This is a genomic window from Proteiniclasticum sp. C24MP (assembly GCF_043951855.1).
Taxonomy (GTDB): domain Bacteria; phylum Bacillota; class Clostridia; order Clostridiales; family Clostridiaceae; genus Proteiniclasticum.
This window is the reverse complement of record NZ_JBINJW010000027.1, coordinates 1-22,708: the sequence shown is the minus strand read 5'-3', so window position 1 is coordinate 22,708 and position 22,708 is coordinate 1. Positions and strand designations below refer to the sequence as shown.

The window sequence follows — 22,708 nt, the reverse complement described above, 5'->3', positions numbered from 1 at the left end:
AATGAGCAAAATCAGATTGGATATAAATAAGGTGGACACGGCAAGAAACCATGCCCGCGCCATTGCGGAAGAGACACAGAGATTTGTGGATCTACATACCACCGTTGCGGTGGAAAGAACGGTTCTTCGGCTTCTGGGCGTTGATGGAGTGAATGAGGAAGGCGTACCGCTGCCGAATATCGTGGTGGATCACCTGAAGGAAAAGGGAGCACTGGAAAACGGTGCCGCCTTTTACATGGGCAATGCCATGGTGGCGCTTTCGCTGTCACCTCAGGAAATAGCGGAGGAAATCGCGCAAGAGAGACTGGATCTTACGAAGCTTCCGGTTCATGACCGCTTTGAAGTGGAAATGAAAGTGGAAGATGTGGCCAGAGAAACGGTGGAGAAGATCAAAGGTAATCGAAAGGATAGAGAAGCCAAGCTTGAAGAGTTCGGAGATAAGAGCGGACCGTACCTTTATGTCATTGTGGCCACCGGTAACATCTATGCGGATATTGTTCAGGCTAAAGCCGCTGCAAAGCAGGGAGCAGATATCATTGCCGTCATAAGAACCACGGGTCAGTCTCTTCTTGACTATGTGCCCTACGGAGCGACTACCGAAGGATTCGGAGGCACCATGGCCACCCAGGAGAATTTCAGACTCATGAGAGAAGCGCTGGACGAAACAGGGGATGAGCTTGGCAGATACATCCGGCTCTGCAACTACTGCTCTGGCCTCTGCATGCCTGAAATAGCGGCCATGGGTGCGGTGGAAAGGCTGGACGTGATGCTGAACGATGCCCTATACGGCATTCTCTTCAGAGACATCAACATGAAAAGAACGCTCATCGACCAGTACTTCTCAAGAGCCATCAACGGCTATGCAGGGGTCATCATCAATACGGGAGAAGACAATTACCTGACCACAGCTGATGCCTACGAGGAAGCCCATACGGTCCTGGCTTCCCAGTTCATCAATGAGCAGTTTGCGCTCATGGCGGGACTTCCGGAAGAGCAGATGGGTCTGGGTCATGCCTTTGAGATGGATCCGGAAATGAAGAACGGATTCCTTTATGAGCTTGCACAGGCGCAGATGGCCAGGGAAATCTTCCCCAAGGCACCACTGAAATACATGCCTCCGACAAAGTTCATGACGGGCGACATCTTCAAAGGGCAGGTGCAGAATGCGCTTTTCAACATGGTGACCATCATGACAGGGCAGAAGCTCCATCTTCTGGGCATGATGACAGAAGCCATTCACACACCATTCTTATCTGACCGCGCTGTGGCCATCGAGAATGCATCCTATATTTTCAATACCATGGAGGATTTCGGAAACGAGATCGAGTTCAGACAGGGCGGCATCATTGAAAAAAGAGCGGAGGAAGTTCTTTCTGAAACGGTGAAGCTTCTGGAGAACATCAAAGAGGAAGGGCTCTTCAGAACCATTGAAAAGGGTAAGTTCGCAGCCATCAAAAGACCTCAGGATGGCGGAAAAGGTCTGGATGGAGTAGTGAAAAAGAGCAGCACATACTATAATCCTTTCTTTGAACTGTTACTGGAAGGGGGAGCGAACTGATGAGCAGCGGATTATACAACACGAAGAAAATCCACCTGGATGAAAAACTGGATCTCACTCAGGTGAAACCTTATGGGGATACCTTGAATGATGGAAAAGTGCAGATTTCATTCACACTTCCACTGCCAGATGGAGACCGAGCCGTGGAAGCGGCAAAGCAGCTGGCAAAAAAAATGGGGGTTCTCGATCCGCTTGTAGCGCATCATAAAGCGCTGGATAAGGAGTTCACCTATTTTGTGGTCTACGGCAGCCTGATGCACAGTGTCAACTACGAGGAAATCCATGTGGAATCTGTGGGTGGAGACGTTATGGATATGGATGAGGTCAATGATTTCATCAAAGAGAACATCGGAAGGAAAATCACGATTCTTGGCGCATCCACTGGAACAGATGCGCATACGGTGGGCATCGACGCCATCATGAATATGAAGGGTTTCGCAGGACATTATGGTCTGGAGCGCTACGCGATGATTGAAGCTTTCAACATGGGCAGCCAGGTCACCAACGAAGAGTTCCTGAAGAAAGCAGTGGAGATGAAGGCGGACGTGCTTCTGGTTTCCCAGACCGTCACCCAGAAGAATGTGCATATCGACAATCTCGTCTATCTGGTGGAGCTTCTGGAAGCGGAAGGCTTAAGAGACAAGGTTGTGCTCATCTGCGGAGGACCAAGAATCAGCCATGAACTGGCCAAAGAACTGGGTTATGATGCCGGGTTCGGACCGGGTAAATATGCGGATGACGTGGCGACCTTCGCAGTTCATGAGATGATGGAGAGAGAACTTATCTGAACAAGTGTTTAAGAGGATATCAGCATGATATCCTCTTAAATTTCGGCCGTTTATTCCTTTAAAATAAGACAGGCTCCTTTTATGGAGCCTGTCGATGTATACTTATTCAATTTTTCGTATTCGTCTTCTGATACTTCTCATGAGCAATTCGTTTCATTTCAATTTATACCATAGTAGAATTCTAGTTTCTTTACTTCATGGCCAGATCTTCTGCTCTATGCGTATCTAAGGACTCGTTTTCCATGTCTGATGTTCCCATCGGACTCACATCCTTTTCGTTATTTGGATGTCTGGCATCCGTGTTTTTCTTATATTCAGTATAGCAGAATTCACGGATAATTGGAATATTTATACGGATTAATAACCGAATATTCACAAAATGGAAGGGCTATGAAAAAGGATCGTAAAAGTCCTGTTCTTCACTGGTGCTTTCTTTTAAACACCTGGTCACTTTCCAGGTAAATAATTATCTATATCCAAGCTGAAGATTGCGATAGCCAACATGTTGCGTTCTTTGCAAGATCGGATCTGTCTTATGTCTAGAAACCAATTTATGAAAACTCTAATTCGCTAGATAACCTTCAAATCTTCATTAAAATCAAATAGTCTCTATACTTTACAACAAAGGTTTATTGTGATAAACTTCCACTAAAGGTCTATTTAGATAAACCTAGAAGGTGGAATTTTAGTAAGTGTAATAGAAAAGACCACAGATTATTATCTATTCTATGTCCCATCGCTGTTTCATCTCTTCTGTATCAAGTGAAGGAAGGTATGTACTATGTTAAGTTACGATCTTTATCCTGCAGAATATAATCTAATGAAGATTATATGGGAAAATGAACCGATAAATTCTACAGAATTAACGAAGAAATGCCTGGATAAACTAGGATGGAAAAAGTCAACCACGTATACAATGATTCGAAAGCTATCGCAGAAAGGATTACTGAAAAACGAAGAAGCAACAGTAACAGCTCTAGTAAATGAGGAACAGGTGAAAAAAGATGAATCAGAACAAGTGATTAGAGAATCATTTGATAATTCACTGCCTTCATTCATCAGAACATTTCTCGATGGAAAAAAGATAACAGAGAAAGATGCACTCGAGATTAAGAAAATCATTGAGGAGGCAACAAAATGAGTGCCCTATTTATCCAAATGGTCAGAATCAGTATTCTCTCCGTTTTCATTTTTCTCTTAATACTCTTTATGCGTTTCTTGATGAGGAACAAACCAAGAAAGTTCTCGTACATGCTCTGGTACGTACTGTTTTTCCGCCTCATTAATCCATTTTTCATTGAAAGCCCGATTAGTATCATTCCCAAAGTGATGGTAAGTTCAAACACAGTATTTTATGAAGCGCTTTCTAATCCAGAAGAGAATGGATTGAGCATTGTAAACAATGATTTGCCTATACAGATGAATTCCGTTTTGGACTCTGCTTCCTCATTTAATCTAATGGAAATACTGGTGGCAATCTGGTTAAGTGGTCTCGTAGTTTTATTGATTTACACTGTTTATACATTACTGCGTTTAAACATGAATGCGAAATCTACTGTGCGACTAAGGGATAATATATTTGCAGGAAGTACAATTCCAACTCCTTTCATCATGGGATTGTCTCAACCAAGAGTCTACGTCCCCTCCGGCTTAAGCGATATAGAGCTGGATCATATCATTGCGCATGAAAATTATCATATCAGGAGAAATGACCACTGGTTGTCCTATGCAGCGTATTTTATTACTATGATTTATTGGTTTAATCCGCTAGTATGGATGGCTTATTATCTGTTCTTAAATGACATGGAAACATCCTGTGATGAAGGTGTGCTGAAAGAAAAGGATGTAGAGTATAGAAAATTATATGCTACAACGCTACTCAGAACAGCTTCTCGGTGGAGCAATCTGTCGTTCACACCTGGGTTCATGAAGGGAAATATGAAGATGAGAATCAAGAGCTTGCTTAAGAAAAGAAAGCATAACAAGTATGACACCTTACTGTTCTCTTTTCTGATCATGTCAGCATTCTTAGTTCTCAATACTACACCAATACTTGCAAGTGCTGTGAAATTACCTGAAGCCTCTCAGCTTACATTTCTTCCTGAAGGGTGGCAGAACAGATTGAGCGTGTTTATTGTGAATAACCAGGTTCTAATAAGAAGGAGCAATGAGGATACCTTTGATTCTGGATTTAACAAGAATCAGTCTCTGACTTTTCAGGAACTGGCTGATGAGTTTATCGATCTGGAATCAGGTCTCTTTATCCACGACAGTTTGCATTTTGATGTTGGAGATAAAATATATGTATCGGATAGAATAGCTTCGGCTCATTATGATGCTCTGTCGGATACCACTACATTCACTTTCAAAAGCTCCACTAATGAAAATATTTATTTTAAAGGAGACTTGCGAAGAGAATTCAGAGTGGGTAATGACCTGAATCTGAAATTTGATATATTCCCATATATCAGTCAAACTAATCAGTTTGAGATATTAGACTATAACTATACACTTCAGATTCAGAATAAAGTGCCTGAGATCAGCGACTATTTGCAGTAGGGGGTGGAATGTATGAAGAAAAAAGTGGTTCTGGGGATAGGCGTCATACTGTTAGCAGCGTTATTTACTTACCTATATTTCAATTTCATTTATGATGAGAGAAGTAATTATGTGACCAGTGAAATTTCAAGGCTTGAACGTGTATTAAAAGATGAGCCAGGTGAAATAGACGACATACTGGATAAAACAATAGATCGTGATGCCATGACGTCACTGAATGAGTTTACAAATGGATTTGATAAGAATGGCAGATTGGAAAGAGATTTCCATTTTAAAGAGGTCCCTTATTATGAGGTGAACTCCTATTATCTCTATCAGATCATGGAAACTGATCTGATTCCAATGTTTTATGTGGATAATAATTACAATATCTATTACTTTGATGGTGAAAGAGATTAATGTTAAGGAAAAGCTCATGAACGAAAAACCAGTGTATAGATGAAAATCAATTCATCTATACACTGGTTTTCTATTTCCTGTAAGGATCGTAAAAGTCCTGTTCTTCGCCATTGGTGAGAATCATGGGACCGTTCTTTGTCACCACGACGGTATGTTCAAACTGGTACACATAATTCCCGTTGGGAGTTTTCAGTGTCCAACCATCGGGATATTCCTCTACATAATCATCCTTTTCCGTGATGAAGGTTTCGATGGCCAGTACATGTCCTTCCCTGATGAGAGAAGCACCTCTTCTTTCGTTGTAGTTGAAGATGTTTTCCGGATTGTCATGAAGGGTTTTCCCGACGCCATGGCCGGTGAGGTTCCGGATCACATTGAATCCATGGTTCTGGGCTTCATTGTATACGGCTCTGCCCAGGTTGTTGGACATGGTGCCCGGCATGGCTTTCTCAATGGATTTATACATGGCATTCTTCGCTGTTTCCAGTAGTTTCCGGTTTTTCTCGGAAACGGGTGGAATATTGATGGTCAGACCGGTATCTGCGAATAATCCGTTTTTGGAGGCAGATACATCAATGTTGACTTTATCGCCTTCCTTGAGCACATATTCGGAAGGAATACCATGGGCTACCACATCATTGACGCTGATGCAGGTATAGCCGGGAAAATCATATTCTCCCATGGGTGCGGATTCCGCGCCATGTTCTTCAAAAATCCTTTTGGCGATAAGGTCCAGTTCCAGCGTGGTTATACCCGGCTTTGTCTCCTTTGCCATGGCATCTCTTGCCAGGGCGCAGATCCTGCCGATCTCTTTTAGTGCCTCTAAATCTTTTTCATTCTTTATTATCATATCAAATCACTCCTATTCCTATTATATGCCTTAATTCATCTGTTGAAAAATAAAACTTCGCATGAATTCACCGAATATATTACAAAATTTAGAAAAAGAGAAGCCTGATTATAGAAAATACTCAGAAAATTTGATATGATGAAATAGTAGTTAAAGGTTTTCATAAGGAAAACAAATCATACAGCAGGAGGACATGATATGTATATTAAAGAGTACCGTATCAAAAATTTGCGCAATGTCGGAATAATCGGCCACAGTGGCACTGGAAAGACATCTTTGGCTGAAGCACTTCTTTATTATACCAAGTCATCAGACAGACTTGGCAGAGTGGAAGACGGAACAACGACGACAGACTTTGACTCTGAAGAAAAGAAGAGACAGATTTCGCTCCAGGCTTCTGTGGCTCCTTTCACCTATAATGACATCAAATTCAACTTGGTGGACGTTCCTGGATTCTTCGATTTTGTGGGAGAACAGATTCAGGGTATGAGAGCCGTTGACGTGGCGACGATTGTAGTGTCCGCAGCTTCTGGAATTGAAGTTGGAACAGACAAGGCATGGGAGTACTGTAACAAGATCAAGCTTCCTAGAACATTCTTCATCAATAAACTGGACAGAGACCACACTGATTTTGATAAGGTCTTTGCACAGCTGAAAGATAAATACGGTATGAGTGTAGTACCTATACAGTATCCTGTGGGAAAAGAAGACAGTTTCCGTGGAGTGATCAACATCATCTCCAACAGAGCTAGGATTCATGACCCTAAGACCCTTGAAATGAAAGAAGCTCCTGTTCCAGAGGAGTTAGTTGATAAAGTTGCTGAACTGAGAGAAATGATTGTGGAATCCGTGGCACAGACCGATGAAGTGCTGCTGGAGAAATATTTTGGTGGAGAAGAGCTTACGGAGCAGGAAATCTACGATGCACTGATCAAAGGATGCGCATCCGGAGACATCGCACCGGTAACCTGCGGAAGTGCGACCAAGGTCATCGGTATGACCACGCTTCTGGAAGATATGATCGAATGCTTCCCTACACCAGAATATGCGATTCCTCAGAAAGCGGTGGTGGTTGAATCCGGAGAAACCGAGTTCATCAACCTTTCTGAAGACAAACCGTTCTCCGGTTTTGTGTTCAAAACCATAGCGGACCCCTTTGTGGGCAAGATTTCCCTCTTCAGAGTCATTACAGGTCATATCAGACCCGATACGCCTGTATTCAATACCAATCAGGATAAACCTGAAAAAATCAATACACTGATCTTCCTGAGAGGAAAGAATCAGATTCTCACCGACAAGGTCATCGCAGGAGATATCGGAGCCGTCACAAAGCTTCAGCATACGAAAACAGGTGAAACCATCAGCGATCCAGCCTTCAAGGTAATCTACGACAAGTTCAACTTCCCGACCCCAACCATGACCATGGCTGTGGTGCCGAAGGCCAAGGGCGACGAAGACAAGATTTCATCAGGGCTTCAGAGACTGGTGGAAGAAGATCCCACCTTCACTATGGAAAGAGACAAGGAAACAGCTGAAATACTGATTTCAGGACAGGGAGACACCCATCTTGATATTCTGGCATCCAGGCTGAAATCCAAGTTCGGCGTAGATGTGGAGCTGAAGAGGCCTAGAATTCCTTATAGAGAAACCATCAAGAAGAGATCCGATGTGCAGGGTAAACACAAGAAGCAGTCCGGTGGACATGGTCAGTACGGAGATGTGAAAATCATTTTCGAACCACGTCAGGACGGAGAAGAAGATCTTCTGTTCATCGACAAGGTGGTTGGTGGTGCTGTACCAAGAAACTACATACCAGCGGTGGAAAAAGGTCTTAGAGAATCCATCGTGGAAGGTGTTGTTGCAGGTTATCCTGTAATCAAGCTTCAGGCTACACTTTATGATGGAAGCTACCATGCGGTGGACTCCTCTGAAATGGCCTTCAAGGTTGCGGCCAATCTGGCCTTCAAGAAAGGTATGGAAGAGGCATCGCCTGTACTGCTTGAACCGATCATGAAAGCAAGCATCATCATTCCGGATGATTACATGGGTGATATCATGGGCGATATCAACAAGAAGAGAGGTAGAGTGCAGGGCATGGAACCTGTGGATGGAAAGCAGATGGTTATAGCGGAAATTCCGCTTTCTGAAATGCAGACCTATGCCACAGACTTAAGGTCCATGACCCAGGCCAGAGGCGACTTCTCCATGGAATTTGCTAGATATGAGGAAGTTCCTCCAACTGAAGTACCGAAAATCATCGAAGAGACCAAGAGGTACAGAGAAGAAAGAGAATAGAGAAAAGTAAGTGATTATCAGGTGGAGGAGCTCATGAATACGAGCTTCTCCACTTTTTCACGTTCAATCATGTTTCAGGAGATAGATGTCTACCGTTGTCAGTATTGCACACCCGAGTTATAACCAGAAGTAAGGATCCAGATGAGAACCGCATCTACCTGAAGCTGATGAAAATATTTTTTGAAAATGAACTGATACAGTGTACAATAAATATGACATTACTATAGTTCAGAATACGGTTGAATAATTTGAAACATGAAAAATGAGATTGATTCAATTTTTGGAGGCATCTATGGAAAAAGACAGAGTAATCATCTTCACTAGAATTCTTTTTGTGCTGTTTGCTGCTGGAACAATAATCTCTATGGTTATTGTTTATAGCGATGCAGATGGCGGAATGGCTTATTATTTTCTCCTTGGTTACGTGTTTCTGGCTTTCTTCATTCTGCTGTATACACCTATCGTTACGGTTATGAATTCAAGAAAACTGAAATGGACTGAAATGAGAAAGAGGATTCTTAGATTTTCTGTTTTCTTTATTCTTTTCAGCATTTTGAACGTAGGGTTTGATTATGTGATCAGACCTGCTGATATAGATGCATTTCGTGTTTTTTCAAACGCTTTCGGGGTGTCTTTTGGAATCTCATTCATGGATGTCTTGTTTTTGAGGAAGATAGAATCCTCTAAGCAATCAGATTCAAAATAAACAGGTGGATTGGAACAAAAGAACACAAAGGCATTTATAGTACTGGCATGATTCAGATATCTTTATAAACAGAGAGCGGCGATATCATCTCTTTCAGCGAATAAAATTACAGCCTCTCGTAGGTCCTATCCTTCTGTCATGCTATAATAATAACAAATGAAATAAAGTTTAAACGGAGGATCATCATGAAAAAATATGTTATCGGTGTGGATCTTGGAGGAACCAAGATCACCACAGCCATCAGTGACCTCACTGGAAAAATCATAGAGAAGACAACACTTGCCACAGGTTCTCATTTAGGAGAAGAGGTGGTGATGGAAAGAATTTTCGAATCCATCTCCATGGTGCTGGAAGCATCCCAGCTGAATGCGGATGAAGTAAGAGCCATCGGAATCGGATCACCAGGTCCTCTGGATTCTGAAAAAGGAACAATCATCACTACACCCAACCTCCCATTCAAGAACTATAATGTAGTGAAGCCCATTGAAAGGAAGTTCGGTATCAAGACTTATCTGGATAATGATGCCAATGCTGCAGCCATCGGAGAATATACCTTCGGAGCTGGCAAGGGGACAAAGCACATGCTCTATGTCACTGTCTCCACAGGAGTAGGCGGAGGAGCGGTTCTTAATGGAAGACCCTACAGAGGAAACACTTCCAATGCTCTGGAAGTAGGACATATGACCATCGAGCCATTCAGCAGGCATCAGTGCAACTGCGGAAAATTCGGGGATCTGGAAGCGCTGGCTTCCGGTACTGCTATTGCGAAAAGAGCCAAGGAAGCGGTTCAGGAAGGCAGAGAGACTTCTCTGAAGAATGTGGATACCATCACAAGTTATGAAGTGCATCAAGCCTATCTTGAAGGAGATGAGGTGGCTATTGAGATTCTGGAGAATGCGTTCATGTATATGGGCATCGGGCTTGCGAATCTCATCGTCAATTTCGATCCTGAAGTCATCGTCATCGGTGGAGGGGTATCAAAAATCGGAGACCTGTTCTTTGACAAGATCAAGGAAGAGGCTAGAAAGAGAAGCTTTGATTTCATGTTTGACGCCACCAGAATCCTTCCAGCGGAGCTGGGTCAGGAAGCGGGCGTTGTAGGTGCTCTGGCACTGGCGCTCATTGAGAGTGAAGAGAAATAGCCGGCTTTCACTAAGATCTGTTTCAGAGACTTCCAGTCATCCATGGTGACTGGAAGTCTCTTTTCAGTAAGAAGGATGGACTCAAGCGATATTCATAAACAGTTTCAAGGGAATAATTGTTTTGTGAATGGTTTGTATTATGATAGAATAGACTGGTTAGAAAAATCGGGCAGGTGAAAGATTATGTTAAATCTCTACATTACAAGACATGGAGAAACAAAATGGAATACAGAAGGCAGACTTCAGGGCTGGATGAATTCACCTTTGACAGAGAAAGGGATTCTTCAGGGCCAGAAACTGAATCAGGCTGTGAAGATGTACGACATCCAGAAGATCTATTCCAGTCCCAGCGAAAGAGCGCTGAAGACAGCCATTTCAGCCAAAGGAAAGCTTGGTGTTGAAATTGAGCTCATGGATGAGCTCAAAGAAATGAACATGGGACAGTGGGAAGGGAAAACCCTCGAACAGATCAAGGAAAAAGAACCTGAGAATTTTGAGAACTACTGGCTGAGACCCCATCTGTTCGTGAAGAACACGGGGGAGAATTTTGATGAAATGCTCGCACGTACAAAGAGAGCGTTAGATAAGATCGTACAGGAGAATCCGGAGGGGAATGTGCTCATCGTGACCCATGGAGTTACGCTGAAAGCGGTTATGAGTCATTACTCGTCCGAAGGATTCATAGAATTCTGGACTAAGCCTGTGGTGGAACAGGCAAGCATTTCCATGGTCAGAGTAAAGGACCAGGAAAAAGGTGAAATTCTGCTGTATGGAGATACGAGACATTTTGATGAGATGGAGATGAAATAATGAATGCTGAAATCATGGCAGTTGGTACAGAACTGCTTTTAGGAGACATCGTCAATACCAATGCCCAGTATCTGGCCAAGGAACTGGCTCTGCTTGGTATGGGCATCTACAGACAGACCACCGTGGGTGACAATGAGGAGAGGCTGAAAAAGGCTCTTTTAGAGGCGCTGAAGGAATCGGAAATCATCATCACCACAGGTGGTCTGGGGCCCACACCGGATGACATCACAAAGGAAGTGTCCGGAATGGTTCTTGGAAAAGAGCTTGTTCTGCATGAACCTTCCTATGAAGTGATCCTGTCCTACTTCAAGCACAATGACAGAGCCATGGCCAATGGCAATCAGAAGCAGGCCATGTTTCCGGAAGGGTCCATTGTGCTGGATAATCCCAATGGAACCGCACCTGGGTGCATCATTCCCGGAGAGAACAACAGGTTCATCATCAATCTGCCAGGACCACCAAAGGAGATGATCCCCATGTTCGAGAACAAGGTGAAGCCTTTTCTCATGCAGTTCATGGATCACACCATCATCTCTAAAACCTTAAGATGCATCGGTCTTGGTGAATGGGACATGGCCACAAGGGTGAAGGATCTATTGGATGAGAGCAACAATCCTACCGTGGCCCCCTATGCGAAAGACGGGGAAGCGATCCTCAGAATAACGGCCAAAGCGCCCACAGAAGAGGAAGCAAGGGCCATGATCGCGCCCATGGAAGAGGAAATCAGAAGCCGCATCGGAGAATATATCTACGGCGTTGATGAGGATACGCTGCAGGATGTCATCGGAAGAGAACTGGTGGCCCATGACAGATCCATTGCCATAGCGGAATCCGTAACGGGCGGCATGATCGCATCCAGGCTTCTTGGCTATGAAGGCGGCATGTCCAAAGTGCTTGCAGAAACCTTCGTGACCTACAGCAATGAATCCAAGGTGAAATATCTCGGCGTGAAGGAAGAGACACTGAAAGAGCATGGTGCTGTCAGTGAGGAAACCTGCAGGGAGATGGCGGAGGGACTTCATGAGAAGACCGGAGCTGAAATCTGTCTGGTGACCACCGGGATTGCAGGTCCTACCGGAGGAACAGAGGAGAAGCCTGTGGGCTTAGTCTATATCGGACTTGGTGTTAGGGGTCAGGTGGAAGTGCACAAGCGCTATTTCACAGGCGGCAGAGAGAAAATCAGGGTGCGAGCAACCATCGCTTCTCTGGATATCCTGAGAAGAAAACTGAACGAGCTGGCAAAGGGATAAACCTTTGTCTTTAGAATAAGAAATAAGAGGTAGAGATTAGATTTGAGTATATTAACGGTAAAAAATGTAAGTCACGGCTTTGGAGACAGAGCCATATTCGAGGACGTGAGCTTCAGACTCCTTAAAGGGGAACATGTAGGGATCATCGGTGCCAATGGGGAAGGAAAATCCACCTTCATGAATATCGTCACCGGCAAGCTGCAGCCTGATGAAGGTACAGTGGAGTGGGCGAATCGAGTTCGTGTAGGCTATCTTGACCAGCATGCGAGTCTGGAAAGAGGAGCGACCATCAAGGATGTACTGGATAGTGCCTTCAAGTATCTTTTCGATATGGAACAGGAAATCTTCGCCATAGGCGATAAGATGGGCAGCTGCACAGAGGAGGAACTTGTAAAGCTCATGGATGACATGGGCACCCTGCAGGATATTCTGGACAACAGCGGATTCTACAGCATCGATCCCAAGGTGGAAGAAGTGGCAAGGGGGCTGGGCCTTAAGGATGTAGGTCTGGACAAGAAAGTGGATGAACTTTCAGGAGGACAGAGAAGCAAGGTGCTTCTCGGAAAGCTTCTTCTGGAGTCTCCTGATATTCTGCTTCTGGATGAACCCACCAACTACCTGGATGAAGAACACATCGACTGGCTGAAGGTTTATCTCAAGAACTATCAGAATGCCTTCATGCTGATTTCCCATGACATTCCCTTCATCAATGAAGTGGTGAACATCATCTATCATATGGAGAACAGGGAGCTGTCAAGATATGTGGGGAACTATGATGATTTCCAGGCGGTATATGAAGCGAAGAAGAAGCAGGTGGAAGCGGCTTTTGAAAGACAGCAGCAGGAAATAGGCAAACTGGAGGATTTCATCGCCCGCAATAAAGCGAGAGTGGCCACGTCCAACATGGCGAAATCCAGACAGAAGAAACTGGACAAGATGGATAAGATCGAACTGATGAAGGATAAGCCGAAACCGACCTTTGATTTCAAGATCGGAAAAACTTCGGGAAAGATGATTTTCAGAACAGACAATCTGGTCATCGGATATGATGAGCCCTTAACAAAGCCAGTGAACGTGTATCTGGAAAAAGGGATGAAAGTCGCCCTTACGGGAGCCAATGGACTGGGTAAGTCCACTCTTTTAAAGAGCCTCATGGGGATGATCCCTCCATTCAGCGGAGACATCGAGACCGGTGAAAACATCGAAATCGGTTATTTCCAGCAGGAAGGGGAAAGAGACAACTACAATACCTGTATCGAGGATTTCTGGGCGGAATACCCCGGGTACAATCAGTATGAGGTGCGAAGTGCACTGGCCAGATGCGGCCTCACGACAAAGCACATCGAATCCAAGGTGGTTGTGCTTTCCGGTGGAGAACAGGCCAAGGTGAGACTGGCCAAAGTCATGAACAGAGAAGCCAATGTGCTTCTACTGGATGAGCCGACGAATCATCTGGACCAGGATGCCAAAGATGAGCTGAAAAGAGCCCTGAAGGAATACAAGGGAACAATTCTTCTCGTTTCTCATGAAAGAGAATTCTATGAGGACATCGCAACCCATATCTGGAACTGTGAAGACTGGACAAGAAAGATATTCTAAACCTGAAAGCTGTGAGGATTCTTCTTCACAGCTTTTTCAGGATCTTAAGGGATAGGTTGCAAACTATTCCCGGATAAGAGATAATTGGTATGATAAGTGGTCCGGATTCCATATATACTGACACGTAGAAAGGATTGTGTAATGATGTTTACTCCTGTGAAAAGTACGAAGGTTTATGAACAGGTCATAGAACAGATTAAATATATGATTACCAGCGGAGAGCTGAAAAAGGGAGAAAAACTGCCTCCTGAAAGAGAGCTGGTGGAGAAATTCCAGGTATCAAGAACCTCGGTACGAGAAGCTTTAAGAGCACTGCAGATCATCGGGCTCATAGAAAGCAGACAGGGTGGCGGAAACTACATCAAAGACAGTTTCGAGGACAATCTCATTGAACCGCTTTCCATGATGTTTGTACTGCAGAACAGCAGAAATTCAGAGATTCTGGAACTGCGAAGAGTGCTGGAAGTGGAGACTGCAAGGCTTGCAGCAAAAAACATCACAGAGGAAGAGCTTGTTCACCTGAAAGAAATCATCGACAGGATGAAGGATCTTCCCGATGAAAAGGAAAATATCATCCTGGACAAGGAGCTTCATTATGTCATAGCCAGGGCAAGCGGAAACAACCTCATCATGAGTATTCTCACCGCAGTATCCTCACTGATGGACAGCTTCATCAAGGAAGCAAGAGAAGCCATCATCAACAAGGATGAGAACAAATCAGTGCTTCTGGAACATCACGAGAACATGTACATCGCCATGAAGAATCACGATGAAAAAGCAGCTGCCAGAGTGATGAAGGAACATATGAACCTCATCATCAGGCATATGGACCTCTACTAATACAGAATCAGCAGATACAGAAGTCTTCCCCTTATGAGAGGGAAGGCTTTTTTTGATGCCTGAAAACCAATGTGTTAATAATATAACGAAAAATAATGTAAATGAATAGGTTTTCACGAAAAGGAAAATTATTTCTGAATCAGGTCCATGGTCCAGATACAGTGTTCATGAGCTGTGGAGAGAAAACAGTGTATCTGGAGACTCTGTTAACTTCTAAACTATACTTTAAACGTTTCCATACCTGTGCTACTATTTTCTCAACGGATAAATTGGTCAGACCAAATGACCATATGACCTAAAACATTATATTGGGGGGAGATCGTGTGAAAGTACTAAGACAGTTTGGCATCATTCTTGTCATTCTTTTGGCAGGGGAAGGCATAAGGATTGCAACCGGAATCAGTATTCCGGGTACAGTCATCGGCATGGTGATTCTTTTTCTGCTGCTGCTTACGAAGATCATCAGAGTGGAGAACATTGAGCTCATTTCGAAATTTCTGCTGGATCATCTGGCTTTTCTGTTTGTTCCTGCGGGGGTGGGACTCATCAGCAGCCTGGATGTCATCGGGGGAGCGTGGCTTCCCATCATGATGATCGTGCTCATCTCGACCATTCTAGTGGTAGGTGTCACAGGCTGGACAGTCCAGCTTCTTAAGGGGAGGAGATCAAGATGAGTGCACTTCTTAACACACCGGTTTTTGGCATTCTGCTGTCGGTTGCCGCTTTTGAGATTGGAATCCTTATCAGCAGAAAGACGAAGAATCCGCTGCTGAATCCGCTGCTGGTAGCCATCATCCTGGTCATCATCTTTCTTATGGGGCTAGGTATACCAAAGGAGCAGTATGATCTGGGCGGAAGCTTCATTCTATTTTTCCTTGGGCCGGCAACGGTTGTGCTGGCAGTTCCGCTGTATAAGCAGATTGAACTTCTGAAGAAGGATCTTATACCGATTCTCATCGGTATTTCAGTGGGAAGTGCCACTTCCATTCTCAGTGTCATTCTTCTTTCGAGGCTGTTTCATGTGGATCTCAGCGTAGCAGTTTCCATGCTTCCGAAATCCGTCACAACGGCCATCGGGATGGAAATTTCAAAAGAAATCGGTGGTATCGTCTCGCTTTCTGTAGCGGTCATCGTACTTACAGGAATCACAGGTGCTGTCATTGGCCCCGGTCTTCTGAAGCTTTTCAGAATCAGTGATGATGTGGCGCAGGGCATCGCCATCGGAACCGCCTCACACGCGGTAGGGACTTCAAAGGCCATGGAGCTGGGGGAAACCCAGGGCGCCATGAGCGGATTGTCCATCGGGATTGCAGGAATCGCAACGGTGATTCTGGTACCGCTTCTCATGGGATTACTCGGGTAGAACAGAGATTATTATTTAGGAGGGAATTATGAATATTGTAGTTTGCATCAAACAGGTGCCTGGATCCAATAAGGTAGAGGTGGATGAAAAGACAGGTGTACTGAAAAGGGACGGGGTGGATTCCAAGATGAATCCTTATGATCTCTTTGCACTGGAGACGGCACTGAGAATCAGAGAAGACCAGGGAGGCAGCATCACAGCGGTGACCATGGGGCCAAGGCAGGCGGAAGCAGTGATCAAGGAGGCTTTCATGATGGGAGCGGATGAAGGAGCACTCATTTCAGACCGGAAGTTTGCAGGAGCAGATGTTCTGGCCACTTCCTACACGCTTTCCCAGTCGGTGAAGAAGCTGGGGGATTTTGATCTCCTGCTCTGCGGAAAACAGACGACGGATGGAGATACAGCTCAGGTAGGACCTGAAATGGCGGAGTATCTTGATATTCCGCATGTGGCCAATGTGACGAAAATAGTGGCATACAGAGAGGATGCCGTTGTGGTGGAGATGGATATGCCAGATACAGTGGAAGTGGTAGCTGTGAAATATCCGTGCCTCCTGACAGTGGAAAAGGATATTTTCCAGCCCAGACTCCCATCCTACAAGAAGAAGATGGAAACAAAGGAAAGACCAATCAGAGTGCTCTCCTTCAAGGACTTTGAGGATCAGGACGAGATGAAGTACGGGCTGAACGGTTCACCAACCCAGGTGGAGAGAATTTTTCCTCCATCAGGAAACGATCAGCGTGAAATGTACAGAGGAACCTCTATTGAGGTGGCCCATAATGTATCAGACAAACTCGTAGAACTGAAGCTTGTATAGGAGGGAATGAAATGGCGAAATTAATTGTAAATGAACATCTGGTGACACCGGCGAAAACTGCTGAGCTGGTCCAGATCTGTCCGTTCCATGCGCTGGAAGATGTGGAAGGGAAGCTTATAATCAATGAAAACTGCAAAATGTGCAGAATCTGTGTGAATAAAGGACCCAAGGGGGTCATGGAAATCGTAGAAGGGGAGAAGAGAGAAGAAATTGACAAGAGTCTATGGAAAGGGATTGCGGTCTATGTGGACCATGTGGATGGAGAAATTCATCCGGTGACCATGGAGCTTCTGGGGAAAGCCAGAGAGCTGGCAGCCAAAGTGGATTTTCCCGTTTATGCTCTTTTCATTGGACAGGACATAAGTGAAAAAGCGCAGGAACTTCTTCATTACGGTGCAGACAAGGTCTTTGTCTATGATCACAAAGAGCTGAAGGATTTCAGAATCGAACCCTATTCTGCGGCCTTTGAGGATTTCATCCATCAGGTGAAACCCTCCTCCATTCTTGTAGGTGCCACCACTGTCGGAAGATCTCTTGCACCAAGAATCGCAGCCAGGTTTAGAACCGGTCTTACGGCTGACTGCACCGTCCTGGATATGAAGGAGAACACAGACCTTGTACAGATCAGACCTGCTTTTGGTGGAAATATCATGGCCCAGATCAAGACACCGAATACGCGGCCGCAGCTGGCAACGGTTCGTTATAAAGTGATGAATGCCATGGAAAGAGCGGAAGACGCCTGTGGCGAAATCGTGCAGTGCACCATAGAGGACGGCAAGCTTGTTTCACGGATCGAAGTGCTGGAAGTACGTCCCAAGGAAAAGGAAGTCAGCATCTCCGATGCGGAAACCATCATTGCAGTGGGCAGAGGGGTCAAGAATGAGAAAGACATGGAGCTTGTGAAAGAGCTGGCAGCACTTCTGGGCGCACAGATCGCCGGAACAAGACCGCTCATAGAATCAGGATGGCTCGATGCCAAGAGACAGGTAGGACTCAGCGGCAGGACCGTAAAGCCGAAGCTTATGATCACCCTTGGTGTTTCAGGGTCTGTACAGTTTGCTGCAGGTATGAACGGTTCGGAATACATCTTCGCGGTGAACAGTGATGAAAAGGCTGAAATCTTCAATGTGGCGCACTTTGGCATCGTGGGTGATCTTTATGAAGTTCTGCCGGAGCTCATTGAACGCGTCAGATTAACAAGGGGGGCATAAGGATGAACTATAAAAAGATAGACCTGAAGGATATTACTTATCTTATTGATTTGCTTGGCAATAACAGAGTATATACAGGGAAAAACATCAGCGAAGATTACAGCCATGATGAACTGGGTGGAATCAGCGCCATGCCCGAAATCATGGTGGAGGTTCTCTCCACCGAAGAAGTGTCGAAAGTCATGAAATATGCCTATGACAACAACATACCTGTGGTCATCAGAGGCTCAGGAACTGGCCTGGTCGGAGCTTCTGTCCCGATACACGGGGGCATCATGATCAACATGACCAAAATGGCAAGGATCAAGGAACTGGATGCGGATAATCTGACGCTGACTGTGGAACCAGGTGTCATGCTCATGGATATTGCCAAGTATGTGGAGGAAAGAGATTTCTTCTATCCACCGGATCCTGGAGAGAAAACCGCTACCATCGCGGGAAACATCAATACCAATGCCGGAGGGATGAGAGCTGTGAAGTATGGCGTCACAAGGGACTATGTGCGTGGCCTCGAGATCGTCCTGCCAAACGGTGAAATCATGAAAGTGGGCGGTAAGGTTGTTAAAAACAGCTCAGGATACAGCATCAAGGATATGGTCTGCGGATCGGAAGGCACATTGGCTGTGATCACGGAAGCGACGCTGAAGCTTCTGCCCCTTCCTAAGAAAGTGGTCAGTCTTCTGATTCCATTTCCGGATCTTGACATGGCCATAAGCACAGTGCCGAAGATCATCAAGTCAAAAGCCGCACCTACAGCCATTGAATTCATGCAAAGAGAAGTGATTCTGGCTGCGGAGCAGTTTCTTGATAAAAAGTTTCCCGATAATTCTTCCGATGCATATCTTCTTCTTTCTTTTGATGGCAACACCATCGAGGAAGTGGAAAGAAACTATGATACAGTGGCTAAGCTTTGCCTGGATCAGGGAGCGCTGGATGTGTTCATATCGGACACGGATGAAAGAAAACAGAGCATATGGTCTGCGAGGGGGGCGTTCCTGGAAGCAGTGAAAGCATCCACCACAGAAATAGACGAGTGTGATGTATGTGTGCCAAGAGACAAGGTTGCTGAGTTCATCAATTATACCCATCAGCTTCAGCATGAATTTGATGTTCGGATCCGAAGCTTCGGCCATGCAGGAGACGGAAATCTTCATGTCTATGTGCTGAAGGATGAAATGAATGAAGAAGAGTGGAAGAAGAAGCTCGGAGAGGTGTTTGAATGCATGTACAGACGAGCAAGAGAGCTGGATGGGGTGGTTTCAGGTGAACATGGCATAGGATTTGCAAAGAGGCCCTATATGTTCGAACAGTATGATGAGACCTACATGTCCCTTTTGAAGAACATCAAGCTGGCTTTTGATCCGAAGAATCTGCTCAATCCCGGAAAAGTCTGTCAGTAACATCAGAAGAACAGAAACCTTTTGAAGCGAAACTCTATGCTTCTAAGGTTTCTTCTGCTTTTTCGGGTAGGTGTGGACTTTCAGGATTCCTATGTTAGTATTATGATAGGAAAAAGAAGAGGTGAGGGAGAATGGCGAAGATCAATGGAGTCGTAAAGGATCATGAAGGGAAGATCATCGAAAATGCGGAGGTTCTTTTTGTGGACAGAGCATTTAATGTGCTGGCCAGCGGGTACAGCAACGAGGATGGGGAGTATTATCTTCAGATCAATGAAAAGACCAATGGAATGGTGATGGGCACCTTCTCCTACGGTGAAGAATATCTTGCATTCACCTTTGACAATGTAAGTACCCATATTCCCCATCGCATTGATATCAGGCTTGGTAACGTGGAATTCATTAAGTTTAAAAGAGGGATCACCAAAGAGAGAGACCGCTATGTGTGTTCATTTCAGCTTGCATCTCTCCCCAGAATGATTGCGGGGAATCGGCATCTTTCTCCTGATGCAAGTGAATCCTCCCTTCAGTTTCTGCTGGATGACAAAATGCTCACGGGGTATCAGCTGACGAAAGAAAAGACAGACATGGAAGATAGAGGCGATACCATTGATTCCTACACACTGTCCTTTGAGTCTGATGTAAAAGACAGAGGGAAAGTGCTCCAGCTGATCTATAAGACAAAGGATTCTTACGGAATACTTAAGTCTTATGTATGAATTACAGCAATTTCCTTAAATCTTTGATGAGATATTGAAAAATAAAATGAATAGGGCTAAAATGTAGATGTCGAGGATAATTATTGTTAATTGTCCATGGATAAAATACATATTGTACAAAGGAGTGGAAATATATGAAGAAGATTGTTGCAATAGCAATGTCCGTTCTACTTTCAGTTGGTGTTCTGGCTGCATGCGGAGCATCAGAAGACGCTGGTCTTAAGGATGGTTCCTACACAGCAGAAGCACAGGGGCATAACGATGTGATCAAGCTGACAGTAACAGTTGCTGACGGTGTGATTTCAGACGTTACAGTGGATGAGCATGCAGAAACAGACGGTATCTATGGAGATGCTGAAACAGCAGTAATTGAATCAGTTAAAGGCAAGACTACTGCAGACGGTGCTGACACAGCATCAGGTGCTACAGTATCCTCAGAAGCTTTAATCGAAGCAATCAACAAGGCTGTAGAACAGGCTAAGTAGAAAACAGAACAGATCTTATGAATTATCCCCATGGAAATCTAGTTAAATAGAGTTTCATGGGGTATAATTGTTTGGAGATTTATTCAAATTTTAGATGGTGAGGAGCTTATTTAATGGGTCAGAAAGTGAATTTAACCTATGGAAATATAAGTACGACACTGACAAAACTGGCTCTCCCCATTATGGGAACCTCTTTTGTGCAGATGACATATAATCTGACGGACATGTTCTGGGTAGGAAAGCTCGGCAGCAGTTCTCTGGCTGCGGTGGGTACTGCAGGTTTCTTCTCGTGGTTCGCCTTTTCGCTGATTCTGCTGACAAAAGTTGGAGCAGAAGTCTTTGTGGCACAGCATCTGGGCAGAAACGATGAAGAGGGAGCAGATAACTACGCCAGAAGTGCCATTCATTTCAATATGATGCTTGCCGTCTTCTACGGACTGATGCTTCTTGTTTTCAGAAGGCAGCTCATCGCGTTCTTCAATCTAGGTGATGCGGTTGTCACCGAAATGGCTGTGGGATATCTGTCCATCATAGCTTCAGGTATATTGTTTATGTTTCTAAATCCGGTGCTTACTTCCATATTCAACGGAGCCGGAGATAGTAAGACGCCATTTCTCATCAATCTGACAGGGCTCGTCATCAACATGATCCTCGATCCTATGCTGATCAGAGGGTGGGGGATTTTTCCGGAGCTCGGTGTGTATGGTGCCGCGCTGGCTACAATCATAGCGCAGCTCTTGGTGACGATCCTGTTCATCATCATGATGATAACAAGCAAGGATACATTCTTCAGAATCAATATATTCAAAGCAGTGGACTTTCACAGAATCATGAATATCTTCAAACTGGGTTTCCCGGTGGGGCTGCAGAATGGTCTCATGGCGCTGATTGGTATGGTCATCGCCAGAATCATTTCCATATATGGTCCGGAGGCCATTGCAGCGCAGAAGCTGGGCTCGCAGATTGAGTCCATCTCCTGGATGACCGCCAGCGGATACTCTACTGCCATCAGCGCATTTGTGGGGCAGAACTATGGAGCGAAGAAGTATGAGAGAATCATGAAAGGCTATGCTTCCGGTGTCAGGCTCATGTCCATCATCGGTGTCGCTGCTACGGTGCTTCTTTATTTCCTGGCAGAACCGATCTTCAAAGTGTTCATCACAGATCCTGTAACCCTTAGGATGGGGGTCTCCTATCTTATGATCATTGCTGTTTCGCAGTGGTTCCAGACTTTGGAGATTTCAAATCAGGGTGCCTTTAATGGTTTAGGAAAGACAGTATATCCATCATTTGTAGGCGTGACGTTCAATCTTATGCGTATACCGATGGCGTACTTCTTCTCACAGGATCTGGGTATGGGTTTAAACGGAGTATGGTGGGCAATAGCGCTGTCAAGCATATTTAAGGGACTTACACTGTTCGGTTTCTTCTACTTCATTGTCATCAGGAAGTACAGAAAAACGGGTCTGATCTGATACTTAGAGTCAATACAGAAATCCCATTGGAGATGGAACTCCAGTGGGATTTCTGTATTTTTATAGCAGTATTGCATCAAAGTGATCGGAAGAGAACTGTAATGAAGTGGTGATTTCTTAGATCGAGCAGGAAACAGGTGGGCTAAAAATTATTCTTTTTTCCTGATTGCAGCTCATATTATGGAGATAAATAGTGTAAAGTCCATAAAAGATAACAAAAACTTAACCGTGTGTATCACGATAAGGAAAATAGAGAATTATAGAGATAAAAAGAGTTTAAGCGGTCTATTTGACCTGGATTAACCAAGAAGTGGATTTGGGCCAAAAATAAAATGTTATGATTATGAACGTTGCTTAACAAGTCTTGTTTCAAGGCTTCAGGCAATTGACAACATATTACCTCGGTAATATAATAAGAATGTTCTCTAAAAAGAGAATAAGCACA

Annotated in this window: 21 protein-coding genes; 20 read left to right on the top strand and 1 reads right to left on the bottom strand. The window is 44.6% G+C overall.

All coding sequences use genetic code 11. From position 1 onward, the window contains the following. Window position 1: 1 nt before the first annotated feature. The 5 genes from ACHAL6_RS13490 (at window position 2) to ACHAL6_RS13470 (ending at window position 5,304) form a co-directional block, all read left to right on the top strand. Complete coding sequence (locus tag ACHAL6_RS13490; protein WP_395271189.1) at window positions 2-1,558, top strand: lysine 5,6-aminomutase subunit alpha; 1,557 nt, start codon at window positions 2-4, stop codon at window positions 1,556-1,558. After that, window positions 1,558-2,346 (top strand): OAM dimerization domain-containing protein, encoded by a 789-nt coding sequence (locus ACHAL6_RS13485; RefSeq protein ID WP_395271188.1) that lies wholly within the window; start codon window positions 1,558-1,560, stop codon window positions 2,344-2,346. Before ACHAL6_RS13490 ends, ACHAL6_RS13485 begins: the two co-directional genes overlap by 1 nt. Before the next feature lie 781 nt (window positions 2,347-3,127). Further along, entirely contained in the window at window positions 3,128-3,487 is a 360-nt protein-coding gene (locus ACHAL6_RS13480) for a BlaI/MecI/CopY family transcriptional regulator (RefSeq protein ID WP_395271187.1), read from the top strand. Then, window positions 3,484-4,905, top strand: a complete 1,422-nt coding sequence (locus ACHAL6_RS13475; protein ID WP_395271186.1) for a M56 family metallopeptidase — start codon at window positions 3,484-3,486, stop codon at window positions 4,903-4,905. The genes ACHAL6_RS13480 and ACHAL6_RS13475 overlap by 4 nt, the downstream gene beginning before the upstream one ends. A 12-nt stretch (window positions 4,906-4,917) precedes the next feature. Further along, window positions 4,918-5,304, top strand: a complete 387-nt coding sequence (locus ACHAL6_RS13470) for a hypothetical protein (RefSeq protein ID WP_395271185.1) — start codon at window positions 4,918-4,920, stop codon at window positions 5,302-5,304. A gap of 70 nt (window positions 5,305-5,374) precedes the next feature. Here the strand turns inward: ACHAL6_RS13470 and map are convergent, their stop codons facing one another. Continuing rightward, complete coding sequence (gene map, locus ACHAL6_RS13465; RefSeq protein WP_395271184.1) at window positions 5,375-6,154, bottom strand: type I methionyl aminopeptidase; 780 nt, start codon at window positions 6,152-6,154, stop codon at window positions 5,375-5,377. 204 nt (window positions 6,155-6,358) lie between these two features. Here map and fusA point away from each other — a divergent pair, with 204 nt between their 5' ends. The 15 genes from fusA (at window position 6,359) to ACHAL6_RS13390 (ending at window position 22,263) form a co-directional block, all read left to right on the top strand. After that, window positions 6,359-8,449 carry an elongation factor G gene (gene fusA, locus ACHAL6_RS13460; protein ID WP_395271204.1) on the top strand — a complete coding sequence of 697 codons (2,091 nt, stop codon included), beginning with the start codon at window positions 6,359-6,361 and terminating at the stop codon, window positions 8,447-8,449. A gap of 292 nt (window positions 8,450-8,741) precedes the next feature. Beyond that, window positions 8,742-9,155, top strand: coding sequence for a hypothetical protein (locus tag ACHAL6_RS13455; protein ID WP_395271183.1), 414 nt, complete (start codon window positions 8,742-8,744; stop codon window positions 9,153-9,155). 185 nt (window positions 9,156-9,340) lie between these two features. After that, entirely contained in the window at window positions 9,341-10,297 is a 957-nt protein-coding gene (locus ACHAL6_RS13450) for an ROK family protein (RefSeq protein WP_395271182.1), read from the top strand. A 183-nt stretch (window positions 10,298-10,480) separates the two neighbouring features. Further along, entirely contained in the window at window positions 10,481-11,107 is a 627-nt protein-coding gene (locus tag ACHAL6_RS13445; protein ID WP_395271181.1) for a histidine phosphatase family protein, read from the top strand. Then, window positions 11,107-12,357: a competence/damage-inducible protein A gene (locus tag ACHAL6_RS13440; protein WP_395271180.1), complete on the top strand. Its 1,251-nt coding sequence runs from the start codon at window positions 11,107-11,109 to the stop codon at window positions 12,355-12,357. Before ACHAL6_RS13445 ends, ACHAL6_RS13440 begins: the two co-directional genes overlap by 1 nt. Before the next feature lie 42 nt (window positions 12,358-12,399). Then, on the top strand, window positions 12,400-13,956 hold the full coding sequence (locus tag ACHAL6_RS13435) for an ABC-F family ATP-binding cassette domain-containing protein (protein WP_395271179.1): 1,557 nt from the start codon (window positions 12,400-12,402) through the stop codon (window positions 13,954-13,956). 144 nt (window positions 13,957-14,100) lie between these two features. Beyond that, entirely contained in the window at window positions 14,101-14,796 is a 696-nt protein-coding gene (locus ACHAL6_RS13430; RefSeq protein WP_395271203.1) for a FadR/GntR family transcriptional regulator, read from the top strand. A gap of 323 nt (window positions 14,797-15,119) precedes the next feature. Next, on the top strand, window positions 15,120-15,470 hold the full coding sequence (locus ACHAL6_RS13425; RefSeq protein WP_395271178.1) for a CidA/LrgA family protein: 351 nt from the start codon (window positions 15,120-15,122) through the stop codon (window positions 15,468-15,470). Next, a complete protein-coding gene (locus ACHAL6_RS13420; RefSeq protein ID WP_395271177.1) occupies window positions 15,467-16,159 on the top strand; it encodes an LrgB family protein in 693 nt (230 codons plus the stop codon). Before ACHAL6_RS13425 ends, ACHAL6_RS13420 begins: the two co-directional genes overlap by 4 nt. A 28-nt stretch (window positions 16,160-16,187) precedes the next feature. Then, a complete protein-coding gene (locus ACHAL6_RS13415; RefSeq protein ID WP_395271176.1) occupies window positions 16,188-16,976 on the top strand; it encodes an electron transfer flavoprotein subunit beta/FixA family protein in 789 nt (262 codons plus the stop codon). A gap of 11 nt (window positions 16,977-16,987) precedes the next feature. Then, window positions 16,988-18,187, top strand: coding sequence for an FAD-binding protein (locus tag ACHAL6_RS13410; protein ID WP_395271175.1), 1,200 nt, complete (start codon window positions 16,988-16,990; stop codon window positions 18,185-18,187). Window positions 18,188-18,189: 2 nt separating this feature from the next. Further along, window positions 18,190-19,587, top strand: coding sequence for an FAD-binding oxidoreductase (locus tag ACHAL6_RS13405; RefSeq protein ID WP_395271174.1), 1,398 nt, complete (start codon window positions 18,190-18,192; stop codon window positions 19,585-19,587). A gap of 131 nt (window positions 19,588-19,718) precedes the next feature. After that, window positions 19,719-20,303: a carboxypeptidase-like regulatory domain-containing protein gene (locus ACHAL6_RS13400; RefSeq protein WP_395271173.1), complete on the top strand. Its 585-nt coding sequence runs from the start codon at window positions 19,719-19,721 to the stop codon at window positions 20,301-20,303. Between the two features lie 134 nt (window positions 20,304-20,437). Then, window positions 20,438-20,788: an FMN-binding protein gene (locus ACHAL6_RS13395; RefSeq protein WP_395271172.1), complete on the top strand. Its 351-nt coding sequence runs from the start codon at window positions 20,438-20,440 to the stop codon at window positions 20,786-20,788. A 113-nt stretch (window positions 20,789-20,901) separates the two neighbouring features. Beyond that, on the top strand, window positions 20,902-22,263 hold the full coding sequence (locus ACHAL6_RS13390; protein WP_395271171.1) for an MATE family efflux transporter: 1,362 nt from the start codon (window positions 20,902-20,904) through the stop codon (window positions 22,261-22,263). Window positions 22,264-22,708: the final 445 nt, after the last annotated feature.

What these genes read in the sequence shown, in the direction of transcription:
- ACHAL6_RS13490 (WP_395271189.1), top strand. Translation starts at nt 2, where the DNA reads ATGAGCAAAATCAGATTGGATATAAATAAGGTGGACACGGCAAGAAAC.
- ACHAL6_RS13485 (WP_395271188.1), top strand. Translation starts at nt 1,558, where the DNA reads ATGAGCAGCGGATTATACAACACGAAGAAAATCCACCTGGATGAAAAA.
- ACHAL6_RS13480 (WP_395271187.1), top strand. Translation starts at nt 3,128, where the DNA reads ATGTTAAGTTACGATCTTTATCCTGCAGAATATAATCTAATGAAGATT.
- ACHAL6_RS13475 (WP_395271186.1), top strand. Translation starts at nt 3,484, where the DNA reads ATGAGTGCCCTATTTATCCAAATGGTCAGAATCAGTATTCTCTCCGTT.
- ACHAL6_RS13470 (WP_395271185.1), top strand. Translation starts at nt 4,918, where the DNA reads ATGAAGAAAAAAGTGGTTCTGGGGATAGGCGTCATACTGTTAGCAGCG.
- map (WP_395271184.1), bottom strand. Translation starts at nt 6,154, where the DNA reads ATGATAATAAAGAATGAAAAAGATTTAGAGGCACTAAAAGAGATCGGC.
- ACHAL6_RS13455 (WP_395271183.1), top strand. Translation starts at nt 8,742, where the DNA reads ATGGAAAAAGACAGAGTAATCATCTTCACTAGAATTCTTTTTGTGCTG.
- ACHAL6_RS13450 (WP_395271182.1), top strand. Translation starts at nt 9,341, where the DNA reads ATGAAAAAATATGTTATCGGTGTGGATCTTGGAGGAACCAAGATCACC.
- ACHAL6_RS13445 (WP_395271181.1), top strand. Translation starts at nt 10,481, where the DNA reads ATGTTAAATCTCTACATTACAAGACATGGAGAAACAAAATGGAATACA.
- ACHAL6_RS13440 (WP_395271180.1), top strand. Translation starts at nt 11,107, where the DNA reads ATGAATGCTGAAATCATGGCAGTTGGTACAGAACTGCTTTTAGGAGAC.
- ACHAL6_RS13430 (WP_395271203.1), top strand. Translation starts at nt 14,101, where the DNA reads ATGTTTACTCCTGTGAAAAGTACGAAGGTTTATGAACAGGTCATAGAA.
- ACHAL6_RS13420 (WP_395271177.1), top strand. Translation starts at nt 15,467, where the DNA reads ATGAGTGCACTTCTTAACACACCGGTTTTTGGCATTCTGCTGTCGGTT.
- ACHAL6_RS13415 (WP_395271176.1), top strand. Translation starts at nt 16,188, where the DNA reads ATGAATATTGTAGTTTGCATCAAACAGGTGCCTGGATCCAATAAGGTA.
- ACHAL6_RS13410 (WP_395271175.1), top strand. Translation starts at nt 16,988, where the DNA reads ATGGCGAAATTAATTGTAAATGAACATCTGGTGACACCGGCGAAAACT.
- ACHAL6_RS13405 (WP_395271174.1), top strand. Translation starts at nt 18,190, where the DNA reads ATGAACTATAAAAAGATAGACCTGAAGGATATTACTTATCTTATTGAT.
- ACHAL6_RS13400 (WP_395271173.1), top strand. Translation starts at nt 19,719, where the DNA reads ATGGCGAAGATCAATGGAGTCGTAAAGGATCATGAAGGGAAGATCATC.
- ACHAL6_RS13395 (WP_395271172.1), top strand. Translation starts at nt 20,438, where the DNA reads ATGAAGAAGATTGTTGCAATAGCAATGTCCGTTCTACTTTCAGTTGGT.
- ACHAL6_RS13390 (WP_395271171.1), top strand. Translation starts at nt 20,902, where the DNA reads ATGGGTCAGAAAGTGAATTTAACCTATGGAAATATAAGTACGACACTG.